This window comes from Micromonospora lutea (assembly GCF_016863535.1).
Taxonomy (GTDB): domain Bacteria; phylum Actinomycetota; class Actinomycetes; order Mycobacteriales; family Micromonosporaceae; genus Micromonospora; species Micromonospora lutea.
The window spans coordinates 1-23137 of sequence record NZ_BOPB01000011.1; the positions used below are offsets into that span (position 1 = coordinate 1).

The 23137-nt window shown below is 71.3% G+C and carries 27 protein-coding genes and 1 pseudogene; 14 read left to right on the forward strand and 14 right to left on the reverse strand.

Translation table 11 applies throughout. The features are described 5' to 3' along the window. Nucleotides 1-81: 81 nt before the first annotated feature. The 6 genes from Vlu01_RS11480 (at nucleotide 82) to Vlu01_RS11505 (ending at nucleotide 6406) form a co-directional block, all read left to right on the forward strand. Complete coding sequence (locus tag Vlu01_RS11480) at nucleotides 82-915, forward strand: carbohydrate ABC transporter permease (protein ID WP_203997497.1); 834 nt, start codon at nucleotides 82-84, stop codon at nucleotides 913-915. Then, nucleotides 912-2282, forward strand: coding sequence for a GH1 family beta-glucosidase (locus tag Vlu01_RS11485; protein WP_203997500.1), 1371 nt, complete (start codon nucleotides 912-914; stop codon nucleotides 2280-2282). Before Vlu01_RS11480 ends, Vlu01_RS11485 begins: the two co-directional genes overlap by 4 nt. A 19-nt stretch (nucleotides 2283-2301) precedes the next feature. After that, entirely contained in the window at nucleotides 2302-3309 is a 1008-nt protein-coding gene (locus Vlu01_RS11490) for a LacI family DNA-binding transcriptional regulator (RefSeq protein ID WP_203997503.1), read from the forward strand. A gap of 277 nt (nucleotides 3310-3586) precedes the next feature. After that, nucleotides 3587-3994 carry a RidA family protein gene (locus Vlu01_RS11495; RefSeq protein ID WP_203997506.1) on the forward strand — a complete coding sequence of 136 codons (408 nt, stop codon included), beginning with the start codon at nucleotides 3587-3589 and terminating at the stop codon, nucleotides 3992-3994. Between the two features lie 180 nt (nucleotides 3995-4174). Next, nucleotides 4175-5122: a putative endonuclease domain-containing protein gene (locus Vlu01_RS11500; protein WP_203997509.1), complete on the forward strand. Its 948-nt coding sequence runs from the start codon at nucleotides 4175-4177 to the stop codon at nucleotides 5120-5122. Nucleotides 5123-5500: 378 nt separating this feature from the next. Next, nucleotides 5501-6406 carry a GNAT family N-acetyltransferase gene (locus Vlu01_RS11505; protein WP_203997513.1) on the forward strand — a complete coding sequence of 302 codons (906 nt, stop codon included), beginning with the start codon at nucleotides 5501-5503 and terminating at the stop codon, nucleotides 6404-6406. Between the two features lie 9 nt (nucleotides 6407-6415). Here the strand turns inward: Vlu01_RS11505 and Vlu01_RS11510 are convergent, their stop codons facing one another. Both Vlu01_RS11510 and Vlu01_RS11515 read right to left on the reverse strand, forming a co-directional pair. Then, nucleotides 6416-6931 (reverse strand): O-acetyl-ADP-ribose deacetylase, encoded by a 516-nt coding sequence (locus Vlu01_RS11510; RefSeq protein WP_203998213.1) that lies wholly within the window; start codon nucleotides 6929-6931, stop codon nucleotides 6416-6418. A gap of 2 nt (nucleotides 6932-6933) precedes the next feature. Next, on the reverse strand, nucleotides 6934-7725 hold the full coding sequence (locus Vlu01_RS11515) for an EI24 domain-containing protein (protein WP_203997516.1): 792 nt from the start codon (nucleotides 7723-7725) through the stop codon (nucleotides 6934-6936). 220 nt (nucleotides 7726-7945) lie between these two features. On the opposite strand from Vlu01_RS11515, the gene Vlu01_RS11520 reads away from it, so the two are divergent. The 5 genes from Vlu01_RS11520 (at nucleotide 7946) to Vlu01_RS11540 (ending at nucleotide 12555) form a co-directional block, all read left to right on the forward strand. After that, a complete protein-coding gene (locus Vlu01_RS11520) occupies nucleotides 7946-8854 on the forward strand; it encodes an ABC transporter ATP-binding protein (protein ID WP_203997519.1) in 909 nt (302 codons plus the stop codon). Between the two features lie 9 nt (nucleotides 8855-8863). Continuing rightward, nucleotides 8864-9598, forward strand: a complete 735-nt coding sequence (locus Vlu01_RS11525) for an ABC transporter permease (protein WP_203997521.1) — start codon at nucleotides 8864-8866, stop codon at nucleotides 9596-9598. Between the two features lie 78 nt (nucleotides 9599-9676). Then, nucleotides 9677-10876, forward strand: a complete 1200-nt coding sequence (locus tag Vlu01_RS11530) for a sensor histidine kinase (protein WP_239095846.1) — start codon at nucleotides 9677-9679, stop codon at nucleotides 10874-10876. Continuing rightward, nucleotides 10873-11523 (forward strand): response regulator, encoded by a 651-nt coding sequence (locus Vlu01_RS11535; RefSeq protein WP_275409312.1) that lies wholly within the window; start codon nucleotides 10873-10875, stop codon nucleotides 11521-11523. The genes Vlu01_RS11530 and Vlu01_RS11535 overlap by 4 nt, the downstream gene beginning before the upstream one ends. Nucleotides 11524-11526: 3 nt before the next feature. Continuing rightward, the gene (locus Vlu01_RS11540) at nucleotides 11527-12555 is read left to right on the forward strand and encodes a helix-turn-helix transcriptional regulator (RefSeq protein ID WP_203997526.1); all 1029 of its coding nucleotides are present in this window, start codon (nucleotides 11527-11529) and stop codon (nucleotides 12553-12555) included. Here Vlu01_RS11540 and Vlu01_RS11545 read toward each other — a convergent pair. From Vlu01_RS11545 to Vlu01_RS11565, 6 genes and pseudogenes are all read right to left on the reverse strand, one after another. Next, nucleotides 12539-13453: an SDR family oxidoreductase gene (locus tag Vlu01_RS11545; RefSeq protein WP_203997531.1), complete on the reverse strand. Its 915-nt coding sequence runs from the start codon at nucleotides 13451-13453 to the stop codon at nucleotides 12539-12541. The genes Vlu01_RS11540 and Vlu01_RS11545 overlap by 17 nt on opposite strands. Before the next feature lie 83 nt (nucleotides 13454-13536). After that, nucleotides 13537-14430: an alpha/beta fold hydrolase gene (locus Vlu01_RS11550; protein WP_203997534.1), complete on the reverse strand. Its 894-nt coding sequence runs from the start codon at nucleotides 14428-14430 to the stop codon at nucleotides 13537-13539. Next, nucleotides 14427-14741, reverse strand: a complete 315-nt coding sequence (locus Vlu01_RS11555; protein WP_155214466.1) for a DUF2516 family protein — start codon at nucleotides 14739-14741, stop codon at nucleotides 14427-14429. The genes Vlu01_RS11550 and Vlu01_RS11555 overlap by 4 nt, the downstream gene beginning before the upstream one ends. 70 nt (nucleotides 14742-14811) lie before the next feature. Beyond that, entirely contained in the window at nucleotides 14812-15492 is a 681-nt protein-coding gene (locus Vlu01_RS11560; protein ID WP_444543440.1) for a hypothetical protein, read from the reverse strand. Continuing rightward, a pseudogene (locus tag Vlu01_RS28065) lies at nucleotides 15487-15732 on the reverse strand (hypothetical protein); the annotation flags it as partial. The pseudogene Vlu01_RS28065 and the gene Vlu01_RS11560, both read right to left, overlap by 6 nt. Beyond that, nucleotides 15729-16412 (reverse strand): helix-turn-helix domain-containing protein, encoded by a 684-nt coding sequence (locus Vlu01_RS11565; protein WP_203997540.1) that lies wholly within the window; start codon nucleotides 16410-16412, stop codon nucleotides 15729-15731. The pseudogene Vlu01_RS28065 and the gene Vlu01_RS11565, both read right to left, overlap by 4 nt. 111 nt (nucleotides 16413-16523) lie before the next feature. Here Vlu01_RS11565 and Vlu01_RS11570 point away from each other — a divergent pair, with 111 nt between their 5' ends. Continuing rightward, nucleotides 16524-17321 (forward strand): alpha/beta fold hydrolase, encoded by a 798-nt coding sequence (locus Vlu01_RS11570; protein ID WP_203997543.1) that lies wholly within the window; start codon nucleotides 16524-16526, stop codon nucleotides 17319-17321. Between the two features lie 143 nt (nucleotides 17322-17464). On the opposite strand, the gene Vlu01_RS11575 is transcribed toward Vlu01_RS11570, so the two are convergent. The 4 genes from Vlu01_RS11575 to Vlu01_RS11590 form a co-directional block, all read right to left on the reverse strand. After that, nucleotides 17465-18457 (reverse strand): asparaginase, encoded by a 993-nt coding sequence (locus Vlu01_RS11575; protein ID WP_203997546.1) that lies wholly within the window; start codon nucleotides 18455-18457, stop codon nucleotides 17465-17467. A 60-nt stretch (nucleotides 18458-18517) separates the two neighbouring features. Beyond that, nucleotides 18518-19345 (reverse strand): beta-keto acid cleavage family enzyme, encoded by an 828-nt coding sequence (locus Vlu01_RS11580; protein WP_203997549.1) that lies wholly within the window; start codon nucleotides 19343-19345, stop codon nucleotides 18518-18520. Between the two features lie 86 nt (nucleotides 19346-19431). Further along, nucleotides 19432-20544, reverse strand: coding sequence for a CAF17-like 4Fe-4S cluster assembly/insertion protein YgfZ (gene ygfZ / locus Vlu01_RS11585; RefSeq protein WP_203997552.1), 1113 nt, complete (start codon nucleotides 20542-20544; stop codon nucleotides 19432-19434). After that, complete coding sequence (locus Vlu01_RS11590) at nucleotides 20541-20969, reverse strand: Fur family transcriptional regulator (RefSeq protein WP_203997555.1); 429 nt, start codon at nucleotides 20967-20969, stop codon at nucleotides 20541-20543. The genes ygfZ and Vlu01_RS11590 overlap by 4 nt, the downstream gene beginning before the upstream one ends. Before the next feature lie 68 nt (nucleotides 20970-21037). Here Vlu01_RS11590 and Vlu01_RS11595 point away from each other — a divergent pair, with 68 nt between their 5' ends. Next, entirely contained in the window at nucleotides 21038-21886 is an 849-nt protein-coding gene (locus Vlu01_RS11595; RefSeq protein ID WP_203997559.1) for an aminotransferase class IV, read from the forward strand. Nucleotides 21887-21914: 28 nt separating this feature from the next. Here Vlu01_RS11595 and Vlu01_RS11600 read toward each other — a convergent pair whose 3' ends face one another. Further along, a complete protein-coding gene (locus tag Vlu01_RS11600; protein WP_203997562.1) occupies nucleotides 21915-22508 on the reverse strand; it encodes a heme-binding beta-barrel domain-containing protein in 594 nt (197 codons plus the stop codon). Between the two features lie 54 nt (nucleotides 22509-22562). Beyond that, the gene (gene mtfM, locus Vlu01_RS27780; protein ID WP_046570768.1) at nucleotides 22563-22667 is read right to left on the reverse strand and encodes a small membrane protein MtfM; all 105 of its coding nucleotides are present in this window, start codon (nucleotides 22665-22667) and stop codon (nucleotides 22563-22565) included. A 12-nt stretch (nucleotides 22668-22679) separates the two neighbouring features. Between mtfM and Vlu01_RS11605 the strand changes: the two genes are divergently transcribed. After that, the gene (locus Vlu01_RS11605; RefSeq protein ID WP_203997566.1) at nucleotides 22680-23054 is read left to right on the forward strand and encodes a DsrE family protein; all 375 of its coding nucleotides are present in this window, start codon (nucleotides 22680-22682) and stop codon (nucleotides 23052-23054) included. The last annotated feature ends 83 nt before the right edge of the window (nucleotides 23055-23137 follow it).

Below are 23137 nucleotides of genomic sequence, written 5' to 3' on the forward strand. Positions count from 1 at the left end.
GATGAGCGAGCGCAGCGAGCGAATCATCAGGCTCAGTGCGGTGGTGGCTCATCGCGACGCCGAGCGAAGCGAGGTGGCGCGATGAGCAGGCTGTGGCGGGCGAGCCCGCTGACGTACTTCGCCCTGATCGCCGCCGCGGTCCTGTCGGTCTTCCCGATCTACTGGATGTTCGTGGTGGCCAGCCGGTCCAGCGACGCGATGGGGCAGCTGCCACCCCCGGTGACCCCCGGCGGCAACCTGGGCGCCAACATCTCCCGGCTGTTCGCCAACACCGACGCCTACTTCCTGGCCGGTCTGATCAACTCGGCGATCGTCGCCACGGTGGTCACCATCTCGGTGGTGCTCTTCTCCACACTGGCCGGATTCGCCTTCGCCAAGCTGCGTTTCCGGGGCAGCAACGCACTATTGATGATCATCATCGCGACCATGATGGTGCCCACCCAGCTCGGCATCATCCCGCTGTACATGCTGATGACGAAGCTGGACCTGAACGACCGGCTGCCGGCCGTGATCCTGCCCGCGCTGGTGACCGGGTTCGGGGTGTTCATGATGCGGCAGTACGCCGGGCAGGCGGTCAGCAGCGAGCTGATCGAGGCAGCCCGGGTGGACGGTTGCGGTACCGCCCGCATCTACTGGAACGTGGTGGTGCCGGCATTGCGGCCGGCCGCCGCCGTGCTCGGTCTACTCACCTTCATGACCACCTGGAACGACTTCCTCTGGCCTTACGCGGTACTCAACGACCCGGAGAATCCCACCGTGCAGCTATCGTTGCGGGCCCTGTCCGACGGTTACTACCAGGACATGTCCCAGGTCTTCACCGGCACGGCCATCGCCACACTGCCCCTGCTGCTGGTATTCGTCCTCTTCGGTCGCCAGATCATTGGCGGGATCATGGAAGGTGCGGTCAAGGCGTGACTGAGTTGAGATTTCCGGACAACTTTCTCTGGGGTGCGGCCACCGCGGCGTACCAGATCGAGGGGGCGTCCCGCGACGACGGGCGCGGCGAGTCGATCTGGGACACCTTCAGCCGTACCCCGGGCAAGGTGCACGCCGGCCACACCGGGGACGTCGCCTGCGACCACTACCACAGGTACGCCGAAGACGTCGCGCTGATGGCGGAGCTGGGGTTGCAGGCGTACCGCTTCTCGGTGTCCTGGCCCCGTATCCAGCCCGACGGCAGCGGCCCGATCAACCCACGTGGCCTGGACTTCTACGACCGACTGACGGACGCGCTGCTGGGCCGGGGCATCGACCCGATCATCACGCTCTACCACTGGGACCTGCCGCAGACGTTGCAGGATCGGGGCGGGTGGACCAGCCGTGACACCGCGGAGCACTTCGCCACCTACGCCGCCGCCGTGTACGCCCGACTCGGCGACCGGATCGGCACCTGGACGACGCTCAACGAGCCGTGGTGCTCGGCCTATCTCGGCTACGGCAACGGGGTGCACGCACCCGGGGTGCAGGACCCGGGCGCGGCCTTCGCCGCCGTACACCATCTGCTGCTCGCGCACGGCCTGGCCGCTCAGGCGCTGCGCGCGGGCGGCGCCGGCCGGGTCGGGGTCACCCTCAATCCCGCCGACGTACGCGCCGCCGATCCGAACAGCGCGGCCGACGCCGCCGCCGTACGCCTCGTCGACGGCCTGCACAACCGGATCTTCTTCGATCCGCTGTTGGCCGGGGGGTACCCGGACGACGTCCGCGAGCACGTGGCGCGGATGGTCGAGCCGGTGTTCGTGCAGGACGGCGACGAGAAGATCATCGCGGCGCCGATCGACCTGCTCGGGATCAACTACTACGCGCCGACCTACGTCGCCGGGCGGCCGGACGGTGCCGGTGGTGGCGGGGCGTACCCCGGCACCGAGGGAGTGCAGTTCCTGGCACCGGTCGGGCCATTGACCGACATGGGCTGGATGATCGAACCCGCGGGGCTGACCCGGTTGCTGGAACGCATCGCCACCGACTATCCGGGGGTGCCGCTGCTGATCACCGAGAACGGCGCCGCCTTCCCGGACAAGTCCACCACGGACCTGACCAGCCCGGTTCAGGACACCGACCGGATCGCGTACCTCGACGGCCACCTGCGCGCGGCCCACGAGGCCATCGCCCGGGGCGTCGACCTGCGCGGCTATCTCGTATGGTCATTGCTTGACAACTTCGAGTGGGCCGAGGGGTACCGCAAGCGGTTCGGCATCGTGCACGTCGACTACCTCACTCAGCGGCGTACACCGAAGTCCAGCGCCCGGTGGTACCAGGAGGTGATCTCCCGGAACGGGCTGTGACGAGGTGGTGGTTTCTCCGATGACGGGGGCTCAGCGGCCCACTCTGGAAGCGGTGGCACGACGGGCCGGGGTGTCCCGGGCCACCGTTTCCCGGGTGGTCAACGGCTCGACCACGGTCGCCGAGCCGATCCAGGAGGCCGTCCGCCAGGCGGTCGCCGAACTGGGATACGTACCGAACCTGGCCGCACGCACCCTCGTCACCCAGCGGACCGACTCGATCGCCCTGGTCATGCCGGAGGAGGCCACCCGGGTCTTCTCCGACGACCAGGTGTTCCCCGGGATCATCCGCGGTGCCGCGCAGGAGTTGGAGGCCGCCGACAAGCAGCTGGTGCTGATGCTGGCCGGCTCGCCGGCCGGGCATGAGCGGGTCGCCCGGTACACCACCGGTCGGCACGTCGACGGCGTGCTGTTCGCCTCGCTGCACGGTGCTGATCCGCTGCCCGCCCGACTGGCCGCGCTGGGCATCCCGGTGGTGTGCAGTGGTCGGCCACTCGACGGGGCGGATGTGCCGTACATCGATGTCGACCAGGTCGGCGGGGTCACCCGCGCGGTGCGGCACCTGATCGACAGCGGCCGACGCCGCATCGCCACCATCGCCGGGCCACAGGACATGGTCGCCGGCATCGAGCGGCTGGCCGGCTACCGGGACACCGTCACCGCCGCGGGGCTGCCCGAGATGGTGGCGGTGGGCGACTTCACCCGCGAGTCCGGGGCGGCGGCGATGCGCGAACTGCTCGCCGCCCACCCCGACCTGGACGCCGTCTTCGCCGCGTCGGACCTGATGGCGCACGCCGCCCTGCGTACGCTGCGCGAGGCGGGGCGGCGGGTGCCCGACGATGTGGCGGTGATCGGCTTCGACGACATCGAGACCGCCGCGTACACCGATCCGCCGTTGACCACCGTGCGGCAACCGATCGTCGAGCTGGGCCGGCAGGGCACCCGCCTGCTGCTCCGCCTCGCCGCCGGTGAACAGGTCGAACCGGCCCTGATCCTCCCCACTGAGTTGATCATCCGCGACTCCGCCTGAAGTGTAAGGAAGGGCACCTTGTTAACACCTCCGGTAGAGGAAGGGCCCCTTGTTAACGGCTGCCCGGCTTAGAGCGACCGGCAGTAGGGCGGTGGAGGCGAGGCGGGTCTTGGCCGAGGGTGGCAAGGCGGAGGAGGAGGCCATGCCGGTGTTGCATGGCCGACGACGACAACGCCGCCAGCCGAAGTGCCAGGGCGCGCCGCAGCCCCGCCAGCCCTACTGCCGGTCGCTCTTAATCCGTGGTGCGTAGCGGGCCGGGCTGGCTAGCCTCCGGCGCATGTCCGATCCGATCCGCCTGCTGCCCGTACCCACCCTCAGCGCCGCCCCCTACGCCTACCTGGCCACCGTGGAACCCGGCACCCGTCTGATCTTCACCGCAGGCGCCTGCCCGCTGGATGCCGACGGAGACACCGTCGCTCCCGGCGATCACGCGGCTCAGGCCCGGCAGGTCATGACCAACCTGGAGACCGCCCTGCGCGCCGCCGGTGCCACCCTCGCCGACGTAGTCAAGAGCACCGTGTATGTGGCGTCGTCCGAGCAGGCCGACCTGGTCGCGGTCTGGGAGGTCGTGCGGGCGGCCTTCGGCGACCACGACGCGCCCAGCACCCTGCTCGGCGTGGCGGTGCTCGGCTACCACGACCAGCTCGTCGAGGTCGAGGTGATCGCCGCCGTACCGGCCCGCTGACCGTCCGAGCCCATCCGCCCGGCACAGGCTGACAATCCCGGCGTACGCCCGACACCGGCCGGCACCGCGCCGAGCGCCGCCGGACCCACTCAACCTGCGGCGAACAGAAAGGTGGGTAGATTTATTGTCGTTCCAGCGACAATAAATCTACCCACCTCGCGGTTCAATCGTCTTGTGCGGATGCCCCGAGATGACGCCGACCCGTTGCAGTGGCTGCTGTTCGAGCAGTCGGGGATCCTCACCTGGGCGCAGGCCACGGCCGCGCTGAGCCCCGCCAAGGTGCGCCACCTGCTGGTGTCCGCACGGTGGAGCCGGGTGTGCCGGGGCGTCCTACGGGCCGAGCCACCCGGTGGACCGTACTCCCGGGAACAGGGCTGGTGGGTGGCGGTGCTCGCGGCCGGGGAGGGCGCGGTCCTCGCCGGGCTGGCCTCGGCCACGGCGGGCGGGCTGCGCGGCGCCTGGCGTCACGAGACCGTCGACGTGCTGATCCCGCACCATCGCCACCGCGCCGACCTGCTGCGCCGGCTTCCACTCGGCCTGCCTGCGGTCCGGGTACGCCGGGCTCGCCACCTGCCCGACTCCGACCGCCAGCGGGGCCGCCCCGACCGTACGTCGATGGCACGGTCCCTGGTCGACGCGGCACAGTGGGTGCGTACCGACGAGGAAGCGCAACAGATCCTCGCGGCCGGCTGCCAACAGCGGCGGGTGACCCCGGCGGAGATCGGGGCGGTGCTGGACCGGATGCCTCAGGCCCGCCGGGGCGCGCTGATCCGGGAGACGCTGCACGACATCGCGGGCGGGGCGGAGGCACTCTCCGAGATCGACCTGGCCCGGTTGTGCCGCCGCCACGGGCTGCCGCCGCCGCAGGGACAACATCGGCGGCGGGACTCCGACGGGCGGGTGCGCTACCTGGACGCCTACTGGCCGCGCTGGCGGCTGCACGTGGAGGTCGACGGCGGCCACCACATGGACGTCCGGCACTGGGCCGCTGACCTGCGCCGACAGAACCGAATCTGGATCGAGGGCGACCGCATCCTCCGTTTCACCGCCTTCGACGTGCGCCACCGTCAGGCCGAAGTGGCAGCCCAGCTCCGCGCGGCCCTGGCGGCCGCCGGCTGGCAAGGCTGAGCTGGGGGTACGTCTCGTCCAGCCACCACCCTGTGGCGACGAACCTGACACGGACTCGCTCGTCTCGGCCCGATGCCCGACCCACCGCGCCTCAGCCGGCACCGCCCCGCCGACGTCACCGCCCGCCCGAAGCCGCAGCACCACCCGCCCAAGGCTGCGGCACCACCCCGTCGACATCGCGGCACCACCCGACCAACGTCGCGGCACCACCCGACCGAAGCCGCGGCAGCGCCGCCCCGCAGACGTTGCGAACCGTCGGCAGCAGGGGGTGAACAGGGGAGGTGGGGAGAGTTGTTGTCGCTGGGGCGACAACAACTCTCCCCACCTCGCGCGATAACCCGAGGCGGAGCCGGCGGTGGACCGGCTAACCTCCGCCGGATGCCTGAAGCACCGTTCCTCATCCGCCCGGCCCGGCCCGACGATGCCCCGGCGGTGGTCGCGCTGCGGAGACTCGTGTTTCCCTTCCTGCTCCGGGGTGTCGCGTCCACCCGGCAGTTGATCGCCTCACCGCCCCCGGGTCTGCACTGGACCGGTTTCGTCGCCGAGGTCGACGAGCACATCGTGGGCTGGGTGTGCGCGTCGCGCAACGAGCACACCGCCGAGGCGGTCGGCGAGGTGTCGCTGCTGCACGTCCACCCTGACCAGCGGCGACGCGGGATCGGCAGTGCGCTGCTGGCTCAGGCGGAGACCCACCTCGCCCCGCTCGGTCTGACCCGGCTGCACGGGCGCGCGCTGCCGGAGGCGCTGCCGTTCGCCCGCCGGCACCAGTTCACGCCGAGCCGCGAGGAGCACTTCTCGGCCCTGGACCTGCACACGCTGCCCCCCTTGCCGACACCACCCGACGGCGTCCGGCTGGTCCCGCTGGCGGACGTCGACCCGCGTCGCGTGCACCAGGTGGACGTGGCGTCCAGTGCCGACGAGCCGGGCGACGTCGTGTCCGGCGCGATCGGCTACTCCGACTGGCTCGCCACGACCTGGGACAACGTCGGCCTGGACCGGGAGGCCAGCACCGGGGTCGAGGTCGACGGTGAGCTGGCCGCGATCAGCCTGGTGAAGCGGGACGGTACGCGGATGTGGTCGGATTACACCGGCACGGTGCCGCAGCACCGGGGACGTGGACTGGCCCGGCTGGTCAAGCTGGCCGCGCTGCACCGCGCGGCACAGGGCGGGGTCACCACCGCGTACACCGGGAACGACGCGGCGAACGCGCCGATGCTGGCGGTCAACACCCGGCTCGGTTATCGGCAGGTCGCCACTCAGTGGTCCTGCGTACGAGAGTGCTGAACAGTCGCGTCAGCCTGTCGAGTGGACCCGCTCGGCGACGGCGAAGGTGTCCGGGCCGAACAACACCAGACGTGCCTCGGTGACATGTGTCGGGGTCGCCGCGCGCAGCACCGACAGTGCCTGACCGACCGCGTCGTCGACCGGCCAGCCGTAGATTCCGGCGGAGATCAGCGGGAAGGCGACCGTGGCCGCGCCCAGATCGTCGGCGACGGCGAGGCTGTTGACGTAGCAGGCGCGCAGGAGCGGGGCACGGTCCTCTGTGTCCGACCAGACCGGCCCGACCGTGTGCACCACCCAGCGGGCCGGCAGGTCACCGGCGGTGGTGGCCACCGCCTGCCCGGTCGGCAGGCCCCGGCCGTACCGGGAGGCGCGCAGCGCGCGGCACTCGGCGAGAATGGCCGGTCCGCCCCGGCGGTGGATGGCACCGTCGACTCCCCCGCCGCCGAGCAGCGAGGAGTTGGCGGCGTTGACCACCGCGTCCACCCGCTCGGCCGTGATGTCCCCTTCGACCAGGGTGATGTCCATGATCACGCCTCCACGATGGGTTGGCCGAGCGAGCGGCGGGCCAGCAGGGCGGCGCCGGCCACCGCCGCCGGCATCAGCAGGACGGCACCGAGGGGGATCAGGAAGCAGACGAACACGGCCACGCCGAAGCCGAGCGCGGTGGGACGGTCCGCCTTCAACACGGCCCGACGGTCCCGCAGCCCTCTGCCTCGGCGGTAGAAGGGTGCGCCCACCAGTTCCACGGCGAGCAGCCATCCGCCCACCGCCGCACCGATCACCGGTACGACGGTCTGACCGAGCAGCGGGATGAAACCGGCGGCGAACAGGGGGATGCCCACCAGGACGGCCAGGGCCACCAGGCGGATCGAGTCGGCGGCGCTGCGCCGCAGTGACGCCCAGAAGGGCACCTCCACGGCGTCGGGGGTGCCGCCGTAGCGCTGCTCCACCCGCTCGGAGATCTTCTCGTAGAACGGGTCGCCGATGACCAGCGTGACCGCCGTGAAGGTGAGCACCGTGAGCAGGCCGCCCAGGCCGAGGATCGCCAGGCCGGCGACCGCCCGAACCGCGTTGCGCCCGGTCGTCGTCCAGTCGTCGGCGAACGGGGTCACCAGCCGGGCCAGGTCTCCGACGAAGTACACCAGGATGACGTACGCGGTGAGGAAGATCGCCCCGGAGATCAGTGCGGGCACGATGCCGAGCAGCATCAGGCCAGGGCTGCGGACGTACAGGGCGATGCCGCGCAGCAGCAGCGCGGCGCCGCCGACGAACCGGCGACCGCTGCCGACCGCGGCACCGGGGATCGCGGATGCGTTCACATCGCAGAGCCTAGTGCGGTGTCCAGGGCCGCCTGGACCTCGCCGCGACACCGGCGGCGTTCCTGGACACCGCACCGGTCACCGCCGCCGCATCAACCAGTTGACGGATCCCCGAGATCAACCGGGGCCGACCACGAGCGTCTCCCGTTGGTCGATTCGCCGCCGGCCCGTCGACGCGACGCTGGGCAGGTACGGGAAAGCAGCGGCGAGAGGCGGGGCGATGTCGGTCATCGAGGTGACCAATCTGCACAAGCGGTACGGCGGGACGGTGGCGGTGTCGGACGTGTCCTTCACCGTGGCGGCCGGGGAGATCTTCGGCGTACTCGGCCCGAACGGCGCTGGTAAGACCACCACTGTGGAGTGCCTCGCCGGGCTGCGCGTCCCTGACGGGGGCGAGGTGTCGGTCCTCGGGCTCGACCCTCGCCGGGACGTCACCCGGCTGCGTCAGCAGGTCGGGGTGCAGCTCCAGGAGAGCCAACTGCCGGACCGGTTGCGGGTCACGGAGGCACTGGAACTGTATGCGTCGTTCTACCGCGAACCGGACGACCCGGCCCGGTTGATCGAGGAACTGGGTCTGGGCGAGAAGCGGAAGACCCCGTACGCGAAGCTCTCCGGCGGGCAGAAGCAGCGGTTGTCGATCGCGCTGGCGCTGGTCGGCAACCCGAAGATCGCCATTCTGGACGAGCTGACCACCGGGCTGGACCCGCAGGCCCGACGGGACACGTGGGGCCTGATCGAACGGGTACGGGACCGCGGCGTGACGGTCGTGCTGGTCACCCACTTCATGGAGGAGGCCGAGCGGCTCTGCGACCGGATCGCCGTCATCGACAGGGGACGGGTGGCGGCGCTGGGCAGCCCGGCCGCGCTGGTCGCGGCGGTCGCCCCGGAGCAGCGGATCCGGTTCCGGCCGTCCGTACCGCTCGACGACCAGCTTCTCGCCGACCTGCCGCAGGTGACCGCGGTGACCCGCAGTGGCAGCCAGGTGGTGGTGACCGGCACCGGTGACGTGCTGCACGCGGTCACGTCGGTCCTCGCCCGCAACCAGATCATCGCCGCCGACCTGAGGCTGGAACAGGCCACGCTGGACGACGCCTTCGTCGAGCTGACCGGCCACCGGCTCACCGACTGAGGGGAACAGATGCACGCCTTCGGCCAGATCCTCAAGACCGAGACCAAGCTCTACCTGCGGGACATCCCATCGTTACTGCTCATCCTTCTGCTGCCCACCGTCATCCTGGTGGTGCTCGGGCTGGTTCCGACACTGCGCGTACCCGATCCGAAATTCGGCGGGGTGTCCTTCATCACGTACTTCACTCCCTCGCTGCTGGTGGCGTCGCTGGCGATGGTCGCGGTGAACATCCTGCCGTCGGTACTGGCCACCTACCGGGAGCGCGGCATCCTGCGGCGACTGGCCACCACTCCGATCAACCCGGCGGCCCTGCTGCTCGCCCAGCTCCTCCTCGCCCTCGCCGGGATCGTGGCCAGCGCGGTGCTGCTCGCCCTGGTCGCCCGGCTCGCGTTCGGCTCGCCGCTGCCGCAGCACCCGCTCGGCTTCGCCGCCGCGCTCCTGCTGGGCACCGCGGCCCTGCTCGCGCTGGGACTGCTGGTCGCGGCGGTGGCCCGCACCAACAGGTCGGCCCAGGCCCTGACCGTACCGCTGTTCATGCTGGTCATGTTCTTCGGCGGGGTCTACCTGCCACGGTTCATGTTGCCCGACCTCGTGGCCGACCTCGGCGCCTACACCCCACCCGGTGTGCAGGCACTGCTCGACGCCTGGACCGGCACCGCCCCGCACCCGCTGCACCTGGGGATAATGGCGACGATCGCCCTGGCGGCCGGCGCCGGCGCGGCGAAACTGTTCCGCTGGGAGTGAGCAGGGTCGATGGTCTGCCACCGCGAGCCCGACGATCAGACGGCCACCTGGAGGGTGCAGGAGGCGAAGCTCCACCGCGTGCTGCCCTACATGGGGATGTTCGTCGGGACGCTGCTGGCCGTCACCGTGCCGACACCCCACGACTTTCCCTTGCGGGTCACGCTGGTCATCGCCGCGGCGGCCACCTGCTGGGTCGCCTGGTTCATCACCCTGCACCAGGACTGGCAGGGCCGGCGCACGCTGATGGCGTGCTACTACGTCGGGATGCTGGCGTTCGCCGCCGCGCTGGTGACGGCCAGCCCGTGGTACGGCTTCTTCGCCGGCATCGGCTACGTGCACGCCTTCTTCGCCCTGCAGGGCAGGTGGCGGATGGTGGGCGTGGCCGTCACCGGTGTGCTGGTCGCCACCTCGCAGAGCGGCGGCCTGCCGTTCGTGTCGTCGTCGTGGCCGCTCTGGCTGGTGATGGTGTTGTTCAACCTCGTGGTCGGCGGTGGCGTGACCTGGTTCAGTTCCGTCGCCGAGCGCGACGACGCAAATCGTAAGCGGTTGGTGGCGGAGCTGACCTCGGCCAACGAACGGCTCGCCGAGACCGTACGGGAGAACGAGGGGCTGCACGCGCAGCTCATCACACAGGCCCGGGAGGCCGGTGTGCTGGACGAGCGCCAGCGGATGGCCCGGGAGATCCACGACACCCTGGCTCAGGGGCTGGCCGGCATCATCACCCAGTTGGAGGCGGCCGAGCAGTCCCGGGACCGTTCGGCCGACTGGCTCCGGCACGTGGACAACGCGCTGGACCTGGCTCGGGAAAGCCTCACCGAGGCACGCCGGTCGGTCCGGGCGGTACGTCCGGAGCCGCTGGAGACCGCCCGGCTGCCCGACGCGCTCGCCGAGCTGGGCGGGCGCTGGTCGACCCGGCACCAGGTGCCGGCGAGCGTCCACACCACCGGCACGCCCCGTCCGCTGCACCCGGAGATAGAGGTGACGCTGCTCCGGGCCGCCCAGGAGGCGTTGACCAACGTGGCCCGGCACGCCGACGCGTCGCGGGTCGGGCTCACCCTGTCGTACATGTCGGACGTGGTGACGCTGGACGTCCGCGACGACGGGTCGGGGTTCGACGTCGGCGGTGACGTCGAACCGGATCGGGACGGCGGCTACGGCCTCACCGCGATGCGGCAGCGGGTCACCCGGGTCGGCGGTCAGCTGGCCGTCGAGTCCGAACCGGGCGCCGGCACCGCCGTCTCCGCGTCCGTGCCGGCACTGCCCGGAGCCGCCGCATGACCGACCTGGTACGCCTCCTTATCGTCGACGACCATCCGGTGGTCCGGGACGGGCTGCGGGGCATGTTCACCGGCGACCCCGGGTTCGAGGTGCTCGGCGAGGCGGCCGACGGTGCCGAGGCGCTGGCCCTGGCCGAGGCGCTGCGGCCGGACGTGGTGCTGATGGACCTGCGGATGCCCGGCATGGACGGGGTGACCGCGATCGGGCGGCTGGCGGCCTCCGGCAGCCCGGTGAAGGTACTGGTGCTGACCACCTACGACACGGACGCCGACGTGTTGCCGGCGATCGAGGCGGGCGCCACCGGCTACCTGCTCAAGGACGCGCCCCGCGAGGAGCTGATCCGGGCGGTACGCGCCGCCGCCCGGGGTGAGTCGGTGCTCTCCCCCAGCGTCGCCGGGCGACTGATGGGGCGGCTGCGGACCCCGCGTACGCCGGCCGAGGAGCCGCTGAGCCAACGTGAACTCGAAGTGCTCACCCTGGTGGCCCGAGGATCGTCCAACCGCGAAGCCGCCGCCCGGCTGTTCATCAGCGAGGCCACCGTCAAGACCCATCTGCTGCACGTCTACGCCAAGCTCGGGGTCAACGACCGGGCGGCAGCGGTGGCCGCCGCGTACGACCGGGGACTGCTCACCCCCGGCGGGCGGTGACCGGTGCGCGCCGCACGGCTGCTCTCGTTGCTGCTGTTGTTGCAGGCCAGGGAGGTGATGACGGCGGCGGAACTGGCCCGGGAACTGGAGGTCTCGGAGCGGACGGTCTACCGGGACGTGCTGGCGCTCTCCGCCGCAGGGGTGCCGGTCTACGCCGACCGGGGGCGGGCGGGTGGTTACCGGCTGCTCGGCGGCTACCGGACCCGGCTGACCGGGATGACCCGCGACGAGGCGGAGGCGTTGTTCCTCGCCGGGCTGCCCGGACCGGCTGGTGACATGGGGTTGACCGACGCGGTGGCGGCGGCGCAGCTCAAGGTGCTCGCCGCGCTGCCGCCGAGCCTGCGCGACGCCCCGGTACGCACCGGCCAGCGGTTTCACCTGGACGTGCCGGGCTGGTACCACCACCAGAACGCCCCGCCGCCGTGGCTGACCGAGTTGGCCGGTGCGGTCTGGCGGGACCGGGTCGTGACGCTCCGCTACCGGCGCGGGGAACACGAGGTGACCCGCCGGGTCCACCCGTACGGTCTGGTCCTCAAGAGCGGGACCTGGTACCTCGTCGGTCGGGTCGGCGAGGATGTCCGCACCTACCGGGTGGACCGGGTGATCGCCGTCGAGCAGCACGAGGAGGGTTTCGACCGGGAGCCGGATTTCGACCTGGCCGCCCACTGGCAGCGCCAGGCCGCGTCGTTCCTGCGGAGCATGCTGCGGGCCGAGGCGACGCTCCGGCTGAGCCCCGTCGGCCTGCGCAGGCTCCGACACCTGGTCGACGCACCTTTCGGGTACGACGAGGCGGTCGCCGCCGCGACCGGACCCGACGCGCAGGGCTGGCTGACGATCCGGCTGCCCGTCGAGTCCGTCGAGGTGGCGTACACCCAGTTGCTCGGGCTCGGCCCGGAGGTCGAGGTGCTCGACCCGCCCGAACTGCGGGCGTTGCTGGCCGAGGCGGCCACCCGGGCCGTGGCTCTCTACTCCACCGACCGGAGACCGCCGACCGACGAGGACAGCCGGCCGGCGATCAGCGGTAACCGGTGACGTCGGCGGGACGACCGGCGTCGACCACCTCGCTGATGTAGCGGAAGGCGTCCGGCTGGCTGCCGTCGACATCGGTGAAGCCGTACACCTTGGCCAGTTCTCCGGCGGAGACGGACTGGCCGCTCCAGCGCGCCCGGTCCGGGTCGGCGGCGAGCGCGGCGACGGCCCGCCCGACGAACGCCGGTGTTTCCGAGATCAGGAAGTGCGGGTCCTTGGCCGCGCCGTCGCGCCAGTTGGCCTCGGTGACGCCGAAGTGCTCCAGCATCGCCTCCGACCGCAGCCAGCCCGGGCTGAGCGCCACCGCCGTTCCGCCGTACGGCTTGAGTTCATGCGCCCAGCTGAAGGCGAGCCGGTTGACCGAGGTCTTGGCCAGGTCGTAGAAGACCGAGAGCCGGTAGTTGTCGTCGTTGTACGCCTTCGTGCCGTCCCCGATCTCCACCACCAGCCCTCCGGGCCGGCGGATCAGCAGCGGTAGTGCGAAGTGACTGGTGATCACGTGCGTGTCGACCGCCAGCCGCAGCGTACGGAAACCGGCGTCGAGGGGCTGTTCCCAGACCGGCTTCTCCCAGGTGATCAGCGGATCGGCGCCCCACACGTCGTTGACCAGCACGTCGAGCCGGCCATGCTCGGCGTCGATCCGCTCGACGAGGGCCCGCACCTCGTCGGGCACCAGATGATCGGTGCGGACCGCGATGCCGATGCCGCCGGCTGCGGTGACCAGTTCGGCGGTCTCCTCGATGGTTTCCGGGCGGTCCAGTTCGGAACGGCCGGCGCGGCTGCTGCGGCCGGTCGCGTACACGGTGGCGCCCGCCGCGCCGAGTTGCACGGCGAGCTGCCGGCCAGCGCCCCGGGTCGCCCCGGCGACCAGCGCCACCCGCCCTGTCAGCGATGTCGTCATGACCGCCACGTTGCCAGGAATACCTGACATCCGAGGTCAGGTATTGCGACTCACGTCAAATGGCATGGGCCACCTCTGCTTGCCTAATTGACGCCGTTGAGGAAGTCGGCGATTCGGCCACGCAGGTCGGCGCGATCCGTCCAGAGCACACCGGGACGGTCGTACCGGTGCAGGGTGGCCCGGGGCAGCACGGCCGCGAGCTGCTCGGCCACCTCCACCGGGTGCAGGTCGTCGCCCTCGGCGGCGATCACCAGCGCCGGCGCAGTCACCCGGGCCAGCACGCTGACGTCGGGCAGCGGAGCCTGCTCGGGCAGGTCGACCAGCCCGGCGGCGAGTCCGTCGCGCAGCAGGTGGTCCAGCCGTTGCCGTAGGTAGGCCCAGCCGGCCGGGGTGTTGCGTACGGCCGGCGGCAGTTCGGTGGAGACGACCTCCGCCGCCGCCGACGCGTCCCCACTCTCCACGGCCGACAACAGCTCGATCAGCCGCGCCCGGGCGACCGGTCCGCGCGGCCGGTCGAGCGCGGCGGGAAGGAAGAAGACGAGCCGCTCGAAGCGGTGCGGGCTCTCGGCGAGCAGGCGGCACAGCGCGCCGGCACCGAGGCTGGCCCCGAAGGCGCGGGTCGCGCCGCTGAGATCAGCGATCGCCCGCAGGTCACGGGCCAGGTCGAGGTAGCTCCACGGTCCGTCGGGCGCGTCGGATCGACCGTGGCCCCGGAACTGGAAGAAAACCCGGCGACCGGTGACGCCGCTGCCAAAGGGTCTGGTGGTGGCGATGCCGTTGGCCAGTCCGTGCGCGAAGACGGTGACCGGGTCACCGACGCCGGTCACCAGCCGTTCCAGCCGTACGCCGTGCGGGGTGGCGACCAGTTCGGTTTCCGGGTCGGGCAACGGCGGCCGGCCGGTACGCGGAGCACCCGGGCCGGGGCCCCAGGTGCGTGGCCCGCCGTCCGGTGGTGGTGGCCAGCGGAAGGCTCTCACCAGGACCCTCTGTTGTCGCCCAGGTCGCGTAGCCCGACCCGGACGTCGAGCAGGTAGATCAGACCCGCCGCCACACCGATCAACCCGAAGATGCTGAGGGTGGAGCGGGTGAGCAGGGTCAGCAGGAGCGTGACCGCCAGGATCGCGATCCAGCCGCCCTTCGGCAGGGTACCGATGGCAGGGAAGGCATCGGAGCGCTGCGTCACCGCGTGCACGAGAGCCACCCCCTGCACGATCAGCGCGAAGACGAACAAGATCAGTTCGATCACGAGACGGACGTCGAAGACGAAGATCGGCGCGGCGTTGGCCATGACGGCAAGCTTATGCCGGCGATCCCGGGTCCGTGGCGACAGGACCGTCCCGGGATCGCCGGCTGGTGACTCACTGGCTCCGCTTGGTGCTCCGGGGCAGCTTCGCCGACGGGCTGTCGGTCCGCTTGGTGGCAGTCTGCCGGGTGGTCGACTTCGCCCGGGTGGCCTTCTTCGCAGCAGCCGGCTTGGCCTCCACGATCTCGGCCACCTCGGCCGGGCTGGGCACCTCGGCGGTCGCGGCCTTCCTGACCGGCGCAGCCTTCCTGACCGGCGCAGCCTGCTCGGCGGTTTCCGCCTTCTCGGCAGTTTCCGCCTTCTCGGCGGTTTCGGCCTTCGCGCGGATCGGGGCCGGCTCGGTGGTCGCGGTCGGCGTGGTGGCCTCGGTCGCCTCGATGTCGGCGTTCACCGTGTCTGCGGCCTCCAGCACACCGGTGCCGACGACACGCTCACCCCGGGCCACCAGCGCTCCGTACGCGGCCAGCGCCCGCTCCTGGGCGGCCTGGGCACCGGCAACGACCACTGCTGCGTTGCGGGTGGCCACCTCACGCAGTCGGTCCAGGTCAGTCACTTCCCGCAGCTTGTTCAAGTCGGCGGCCTCACGGAGCTTGTCGAGATCCGCAGCCTCCCGCAGCTTGGTCAGGTCGGCAGCCTCGCGCAGCTTGGCCAGGTCGGCGCGCTCGCGCAGCTTGGCCAGGTCGGCGCGCTCGCGCAGCTTGGCCAGGTCGGCCGTCGGGGCGGCCTTGCGCCGCAGCGACTCGGCCGTCCGGTTGGCGTTGCGCAGGGTGTCGTTGGCCTTCTGGCGCAGCTCGAAGCCGGTGACGACAGCCTTGCCGCCGAGTTCGTTGACGACCCGGCCGCCGTCGGTGACGACGCGGTCACGCAGCTCACCGACCACGGTGGGCAGTCTGCGCAGCTGCTGCAGGGCGAGCTCGCCGGCCCCCGCCGCGGCGTAGATCGGTGCAGGGATGCGATTGGTCTTCGGCTGGGTCATGACTGCTTCTCCTCCTGGACCGCGCTCGCGGTCTTGCGGACCACCTTGCGGGCGGCCTTCCTGGGCTGGGTGTTGTTCGGGGCGGGAGCGGAACCCGCCTCCGTGACGGCGACCGACTCGAGCACCGCCTCGGTCGGGGTTCCCCCCGTGGTGGTGGGTCCGGTCGCGGCCAGATTGGCCACGTCGGGGGCGGTGACGTCATTCGCGTCGGAGGTGCCGGCCGCGCCGCTCGCGACGGAACCGCCGGTGGTGTCCTCGCTCGTCGCCGGAGCGCCGGCCGGTTCACGTGTGGCAGGCGTGCCGGTCTCGCCGCTCGTCGTCGCGGTCGCCTCGGCCAGCCGGGCGTTCTCCCGGCGAAATGTCTCGTAGATCTGGGTAAGGGACTGTTTCTGAGCCATCGTCAGGTCCGGATCGACGGCAATGGCGGCCAGCACACCCTGGCCCTCCTTGTCGTCGAGCAGCCCGGCCCGCAGGTACATCGCCGGGGTGGAGACCCGCAGCGCGCTGGCGAGTTGCTGGAGCACCTCGGCACTCGGCCGGCGCAGGCCGCGCTCGATCTGGCTCAGGTAGGGGTTGCTGACCCCCGCCTGCTCGGCCAGTTGCCGGAGCGAAATCTTCGCGTTCCGCCGCAGGTCACGAATGAACCCGCCGACGTCGGGAAGGTCCTTGGGAGTGGCCATGACTCAACGCTAGCCCGCCCTGCTAGCAGCTGCAAGCGAAGTGCTAGCCAGAGTTAGCGACGTCTCATTAGTTGGTTTGCAAACCCCGAGACCTGGTCGTACCGTCCTGCGGTGACCAAGATCCAGGTAAATGGAGCCCTGCTGGCGTACGACGAGGCTGGCACCGGCTCGCCGGTCGTCCTGCTGCACGCCGGTATCGCCGACCGCCGCATGTGGCGGGCACAGATCGCCCCACTCGCGACCCGACACCGGGTGATCACCGTCGACCTGCGCGGCTACGGCGACTCCGAGTTGCCGCCGACCGCTTTCGCCCACCACGACGACGTGGTCGGCCTGCTCGACGCTCTCGGATTGGCCAGCGCCGCGCTGGTCGGTTGCTCCTTCGGCGGGGCGGTGGCGATCGACACGGCGCTGGCCCACCCGCACCGGGTGAGCGCGCTCGCGCTGCTCGGTACCGCGGTGTCCGGCCACGAATGGTCGGAGCAGACGGACGAGTTGTGGGACGACCTGGTCGGCGAGGTCGACGAGGAGGACTTCGCCGCGATGGCTGCCGGTGAGGTGCGGTTCTGGGTGGTCGGCCCGGAACGGGAGGCCACGGCCGTCGACCCTGAGCTGATCGCCTTCGCCGTCGAGATGGACGAACGCGCACTCGCTGCCGAGTTGGCCCTCAGCGCCGTGGACGTGGCCGAACTCAACCCGCCAGCCATCGGGCGACTCACCGAACTGACCATGCCCGTGCTGGTCGCGTCCGGCGCGCTGGACCTGCCCGACATCCGCCACCTGGCCGACCGCATCGCGGCCGAGGCACCCCACGCGGTACGCCTCCCCGACGTACCGGACGCCGCCCACCTGTTCCCCCTCGAACGTCCCGCCGAAATCAACTCCGCCCTCCTCACCTTCCTCCCCTGACCCCACCCCGCCCTCACGGTCCGTCGATCATGCACTTGTGGCACGTAACAAATGCCATTTTTCGCCGCATACCAGGTGCCACAACTGCATGATCGGCAGGCGGGAGGGTGGGGAGGGAGGGGGGTGGGGAGGGGGTTGGGGGGTTACCAGAGGGGGCGGGTGGCGCCTACGGGGAGGTTGGCGCCGAAGATCGGGATCTCGGCGAACTCGGTCAGCACCGGTGCGTCGACGCCGAGCCTGCGCAGGGCTGAAACCAGGACGGGCATCCGGGCGCGGCTGGCGCCGTCGTCGATCTTCAGCGCCACGGCACCGACGCCGGGCAGCGCCGCGGCGATGACACCCTCCGCACCGATCTTGGCCAGTAGCCCGGGTACGCCACGCATCAGTCGGGTGTCGTCCGCCTGCGTACCGCCGACCACCTCCGGGTGGGCCCGCATCGCGCCGGCCACCATCCCCGCCTCGGTGTCACCGTCGACCACGACCAGCCGCAGGTACGCCGTGGCCAGTCCGGTCAACGACGCCGACAGCACCGGTGCGCCGCACCCGTCGACGCCGACGGCTACCGCCTCCTCGCCGGTGTACTCCTCAATCGTGTCGCGCAGCAACCGCTGGAGCGGGTGGTCGACACGCCAGTAGCCGTCCCACTGCCAGCCGGCGGAGCGGCAGGTCAGCAGCATTCCGGCGTGCTTGCCGGAGCAGTTCATCTGGATTCGGGTCGGCCCGCCGCCGGCCCGCAGCACGGCGATGCGCGCCTGATCGCCCACCGGCAGTTCCGGCGGACAGTGCAGGGCGTTCTCGTCCAACCCGGCCTTCACGAGCAGCGCGGAGACCCGGGCCAGATGGAACTCCTCCCCCGCGTGGCTGGCCGCGACGATGGCCAGATCCGCGGATTCGGTCAGCGACAACCCGGCGCGGAGCATCCCGACCGCCTGCATCGGCTTGTTCGACGAGCGGGGGAAGATCGGCGAGGTGACGTCACCTGCGGCGGCCAGCGGCGCGCCGGTGCTGTCGAGCACCACCACCGACCCACGGTGCACGCCCTCCACGAAGCCGGACCGGACCACCTCGGCGAGCGGCACGCCACCCTCGTACGTCTTACCCACGACGTGGACGGTACCGAGGTGTCCGACGGTCATCAGCCCGGGGTGAGCAGGGAGTCCACCTTCGGGCGTAAAGGATGTACGGCGAGCTGGGACTTACAGGCCGAGCAGTTCACGGGCCTCGGCGGTGTTCAGCGGTGGGCGCTGCGCGAGTTGGGCGAAGCCGACCGCCCGCGCGACCAGTTGCATGTTCGACTCCACCGGGCGGCCCTTCGCGTAGGTGACCGTGTCCTCCATCCCGACCCGCAGGTGACCGCCGGCCGAGAGCGCGGCGAGCAGCACCGGGAGGCTGGTGCGACCGATGCCGGTCGCCGAGAACGTGGTGCCCTCCGGCAGATCCCGGAGCATCTGCGCAGCCGCGACGAGCGTGGCGGTGGTGCCCGGCATACCGCCCGGCACACCCATCACGAAGTCGACGTGGACGTGACCGCCGTGTGGCAGGCCGTACCTGCTCAGCAGGCGCTGGAGGGCGCTGAGGTGGCCGAGATCGAAGATCTCGTACTCCGGCACGATGCCCCGCTCCTGCATTCGGGTGTGCAGGTCGACGATGAACTCCCAGCGGTTGAGGAAGACCTCGTCACCGAAGTTGACCGTACCCATGGTGCAGGAGGCCATGTCCGGGGCCGCGTCCAGCACGGCGAGCCGGTCGGCCTCCGGGTCGGTGACCGCACCCCCGGTGGACAACTGCACGATCAGGTCGGTGCTCTCCCGCAGCGCCGCCACGGTCGCGCGGAGCCGACCCGGGTCCAGGGTGGGCCGCGCCGCGTCGTCCCGGATGTGGACATGGATCACGGAGGCACCCAGCGCCTCGCACTCCTTGGCGGTGAGCAGCAACTCGTCGAGGGTCACCGGCAGCGCCGGCACCTCGGTCTTCGCCGACTCCGCGCCGGTGGGGGCAACCGTGATCAACGTCCCTGTCGTCATGCCGGCGATCCTAGAACGTCTGCTCGGCACCACCGTGATAACAGGGTGCCCTTCCTCTACCGCAGGCGTTAATAAGGTGCCCTTCCTTACACCGGGTCGATGGCGGCGGCGCTGTCGCCGATGCGGAGGGCGGCATCGTCGGGCACCGAGCGCTTGACCACCGCGAGCGCGACCTGACCCAGCTCGTAGTGCAGCACCGCAGTGCCGACGAAGCCGACGGTGCGGCCGTCCAGGGTCACCGGGGTGCCGGCGGCCGGGAGCTGATCGGTGGCGACCCCGTCGAGGTGCAGCAGCACCAGTCGGCGGGGCGGGCGGCCCATGTTGTGCACCCGGGCGACCGTCTCCTGGCCCCGGTAGCAGCCCTTGTCCAGGTGCACCGCCGGGGCGATCAGGTTCACCTCGGCAGGGATCGTCCGGTGGTCCGTGTCGACGCCGACCCGGGCCCGTCGGGCGGCCACCCGCACCGCCTCGTACGCCCACAGCCCCACCGGAGGCACCCCGTTGTCGCGCAGCCGCGCGACAACCTGGTCCATCGCGGACCGGGGAACCAGCAGGTCCACGCCGAGCGGACCGCGTCGGGCCCACCCGCCCTGCGGCAGCGGCTGCACGTCGTAGCGGGCGGTCGGGCGGGGCGGCAGCTCACCCGAGCGGAACTTCGGGCCGGGCACCCCCACCACGTCCGGCTCGGCGAGCGGCGGTACGTCGAGCAGGGCCACCGCCTCGGCGGCCTTCGGCCCGACCAGCGACAGCAACGCGTGCTCGGCGGTGGCGTCACGCGGGTCGACCTGGCTGAAGAACCGCATCTTCTCCAGGTAGCCCAGCAGCCCCTCGGTCGCTCCCGGCTCGGTGTCGAGCCAGGTGGTGTCGCCGTCCTCGGTCACCATGGCGTGCTGCTCGACGTGGCCGTGCGGTGAGAGCACGAGCAGTTCGGTGCCCTGCCCGGGGCCCAGCTCGGCCAGGTGCTGCGTGGTGAGGGTGTGCAGCCAGGACATCCGCTCCACACCCGGCACCGCGATGACGCCCCGGTGGGAACGGTCCACCAGGCCGACCTCGGTGCTGAGCTGGCGCTGCTCGCGCATCGGGTCACCGTAGTGCGCGGCGACGCCCCGCACCCCGGCTGCGACGTGTGCCGGCTCCGGCTGGTCCCGACTGGCTTCGTCGATGCTCTCCACGGCCACCGCGCCCGCGACTTCGATCATGCCTGTTCCCCGCTTCCGCACCGCGCGCACAAGCCGAAGAAGGAGACGTGGCTGATGTCCACCCGGAAGCCCCGTTCCCCGGCCAGTCGATCGGCGAGCGGGCGCATCAGCTCCGGCTCCATCTCGTCGATCGCGCCGCACTCACGGCAGACCAGGTGCACGTGTTGGTCCTCTCCGGCGGCGTGGTAGGTCGGCGACCCGTGTGAGAGGTGGGTGTGGGTGACCAGGCCGAGCCGCTCCAGCAGCTCCAGCGTGCGGTAGATGGTGGTGATGTTGACCCCGGCGGCGACCTCGCGTACCGCAGTGTGCACCTGCTCGGGGGTGGCGTGCCCCAGGTCCAACACCGCTTGGAGGATCAGCTGTCGCTGCGCCGTCAGCCGCAGCCCACGGGCGCGGAGCAGTTCCGCGAGGGAGGATTCGGACACCCCCCGATCATAGTTCGGCCGTGCGCGCACCTCCCCGGGGCGACCAACGCCAGAACTATGCTCGGCGGATGGTGACCTCGCGGATCGGCGTGCTGGGTCGGGGGCGGCTGCTGATCGATGAGCCGGTGCTGCGTGGCGACGATCTCGGCGTACTGCGTGGTGACGGACTCTTCGAGACCATGCACCTACGCGACGGGCGACCCTGGCTGCGCCAGGAACACCTGGCCCGGCTGCGGACCGGCGCGGCGGCTGTGGAGCTGACCCTGCCGACGGATGCCGCCCTGGTCGAGTTGCTGGACGGGGTCGCCGCCGGCTGGCCGACCGAGGTGGAGGGCGCGTTGCGGCTGGTCTGCACCCGGGGACCGGAGAGCGGCGGCCCGCCCACCGTCTACGCCACCCTGTCGGAGGTCGCCCCCGCTGCCCGGCAGGCCCGGCACGACGGGGTGAACGTCGCCACCCTCTCCCTCGGGGTGCCCGCTGCGGCCCGCCCGGAACTGGACTGGCTTCCGGTGGGCATCAAGTCCACGTCGTACGGGGCGAGCAGCGCCGCCCGACGCTGGGCCGCCCGGGCCGGCGTTGACGACGTGCTCTGGATCTCCTCCGACGGGTACGCCCTGGAAGGACCGACCGCCAACCTCGTCTGGCTCACCGGGGAGACGCTGTGCGCGGTGCCCGCCGCACGCACCGGAATCCTGCCCGGCACCACCGTGGCCTGGCTGCTCGCTCACTCCGCCGAGGTCGGCTGCGGGGCTGCCGAACGCATGGTCACTCCGGCGGATCTGCGGGACTCGGACGGGGTCTGGCTCGCCTCGTCGGTGCGCGGCCTGGTCGCGGTGCACACCCTCGACGGCGAGCCATTGCCCCGAAGCCCGCGTACCCGGGCATTGCAGGAGCTGCTCGGTTTTCCGCTGCCATAGACCTCGCCCCGCCGGTGCCCGGTGCGGGTCAGCCAGCGACCCGGATGAGGCGCGCCGACAGGTGCGGGGACAGTGGCTGGCCGACGGCGGCCATGTCCTGCGCGTAGAGCAGGGCACCGTCGACGATGCCGAAAAGGCGGTGCCCGGCAGTGACCTCCTTGGCGGTGGAGGTACGCACGACGGCGTCGGTGACGAACTCCACCTGGGTGCCCTTGCGCCGGCCGATGTGCAGCTCCATCACCCCGGTCGGGGTGGTCAGCAGGGCCTCCAGCTCGTCGGTCGCCCGGCCGCCGTCCAGCACCGGGCGCCACCAGCCGACCTCCCGGCCGGCCGGCCGGACCGGTCGGCTCTGCTCGTCGAGGATCCAGGCCCGCGACTCGTAGTGCAGGAACGGCCGCCCGTCGTGGCTGATCCGGATCTCCTGGGCGAAGTCGAAGTCCTCGATGGTGGGGAAGCCACCTCGTCCCCGCCCCCGCCAGACACCGATGTACGGCAGCAGGCCGTCGAGCGTGGGGTGCAGCTTCGGGCCGACCCGCAGGTCGTGGCTCTCCTCGAAGGGGTACGCCTCGACGGGCGGCGCGTTCAGCCAGGGCGGCGGCGCCAACGGGTTGTCGTCACTCACCGGACCACCCTCGTTCGCGACTGCGGGGTTCGCCGACGCGGCTCACTCCTCGGATCACCACTTGCCTCTCGATATGCGTACAGCCAGGTAGACCAGGCCACCGGCGAGCGCGCCCAAGCCAGCGACCAGCAGGCTGACGAACCCGATCTCGGTGACCATCCGGGCCATCCTATGCTGGCGGGTATGGCCCGCACTCTCGTCGTCAAGGCCACCGCCGGCGCCGATTCGCCGGAACGGTGCGCCCAGGCATTCACCGTGGCAGCCACCGCGGCCGCTGCCGGGGTGGCTGTCTCGCTCTGGCTGACCGGGGAGTCGACGTGGTTCGCGCTGCCCGGCCGGGCGCAGAATTTCGAGCTGCCACACTCGGCCCCCCTGGCTGAGTTGCTGCACGTGATTCTCGCCACCGGCACGGTGACGGCCTGCACCCAGTGCGCGGCTCGGCGCGACATCGACTCGGGTGACGTGATCCCCGGGGTACGGATCGCCGGGGCGGCGGTCTTCGTGGAGGAGACGATGGCCGAGGGCGCGCAGGCGCTCGTCTACTGACCCACGGACGTTCTCCGGGGCAACTCGGCCGACACCTGACAAGGCGACGGAACGCGCCCGCCAAGGCGGGCAAATGCCTACGA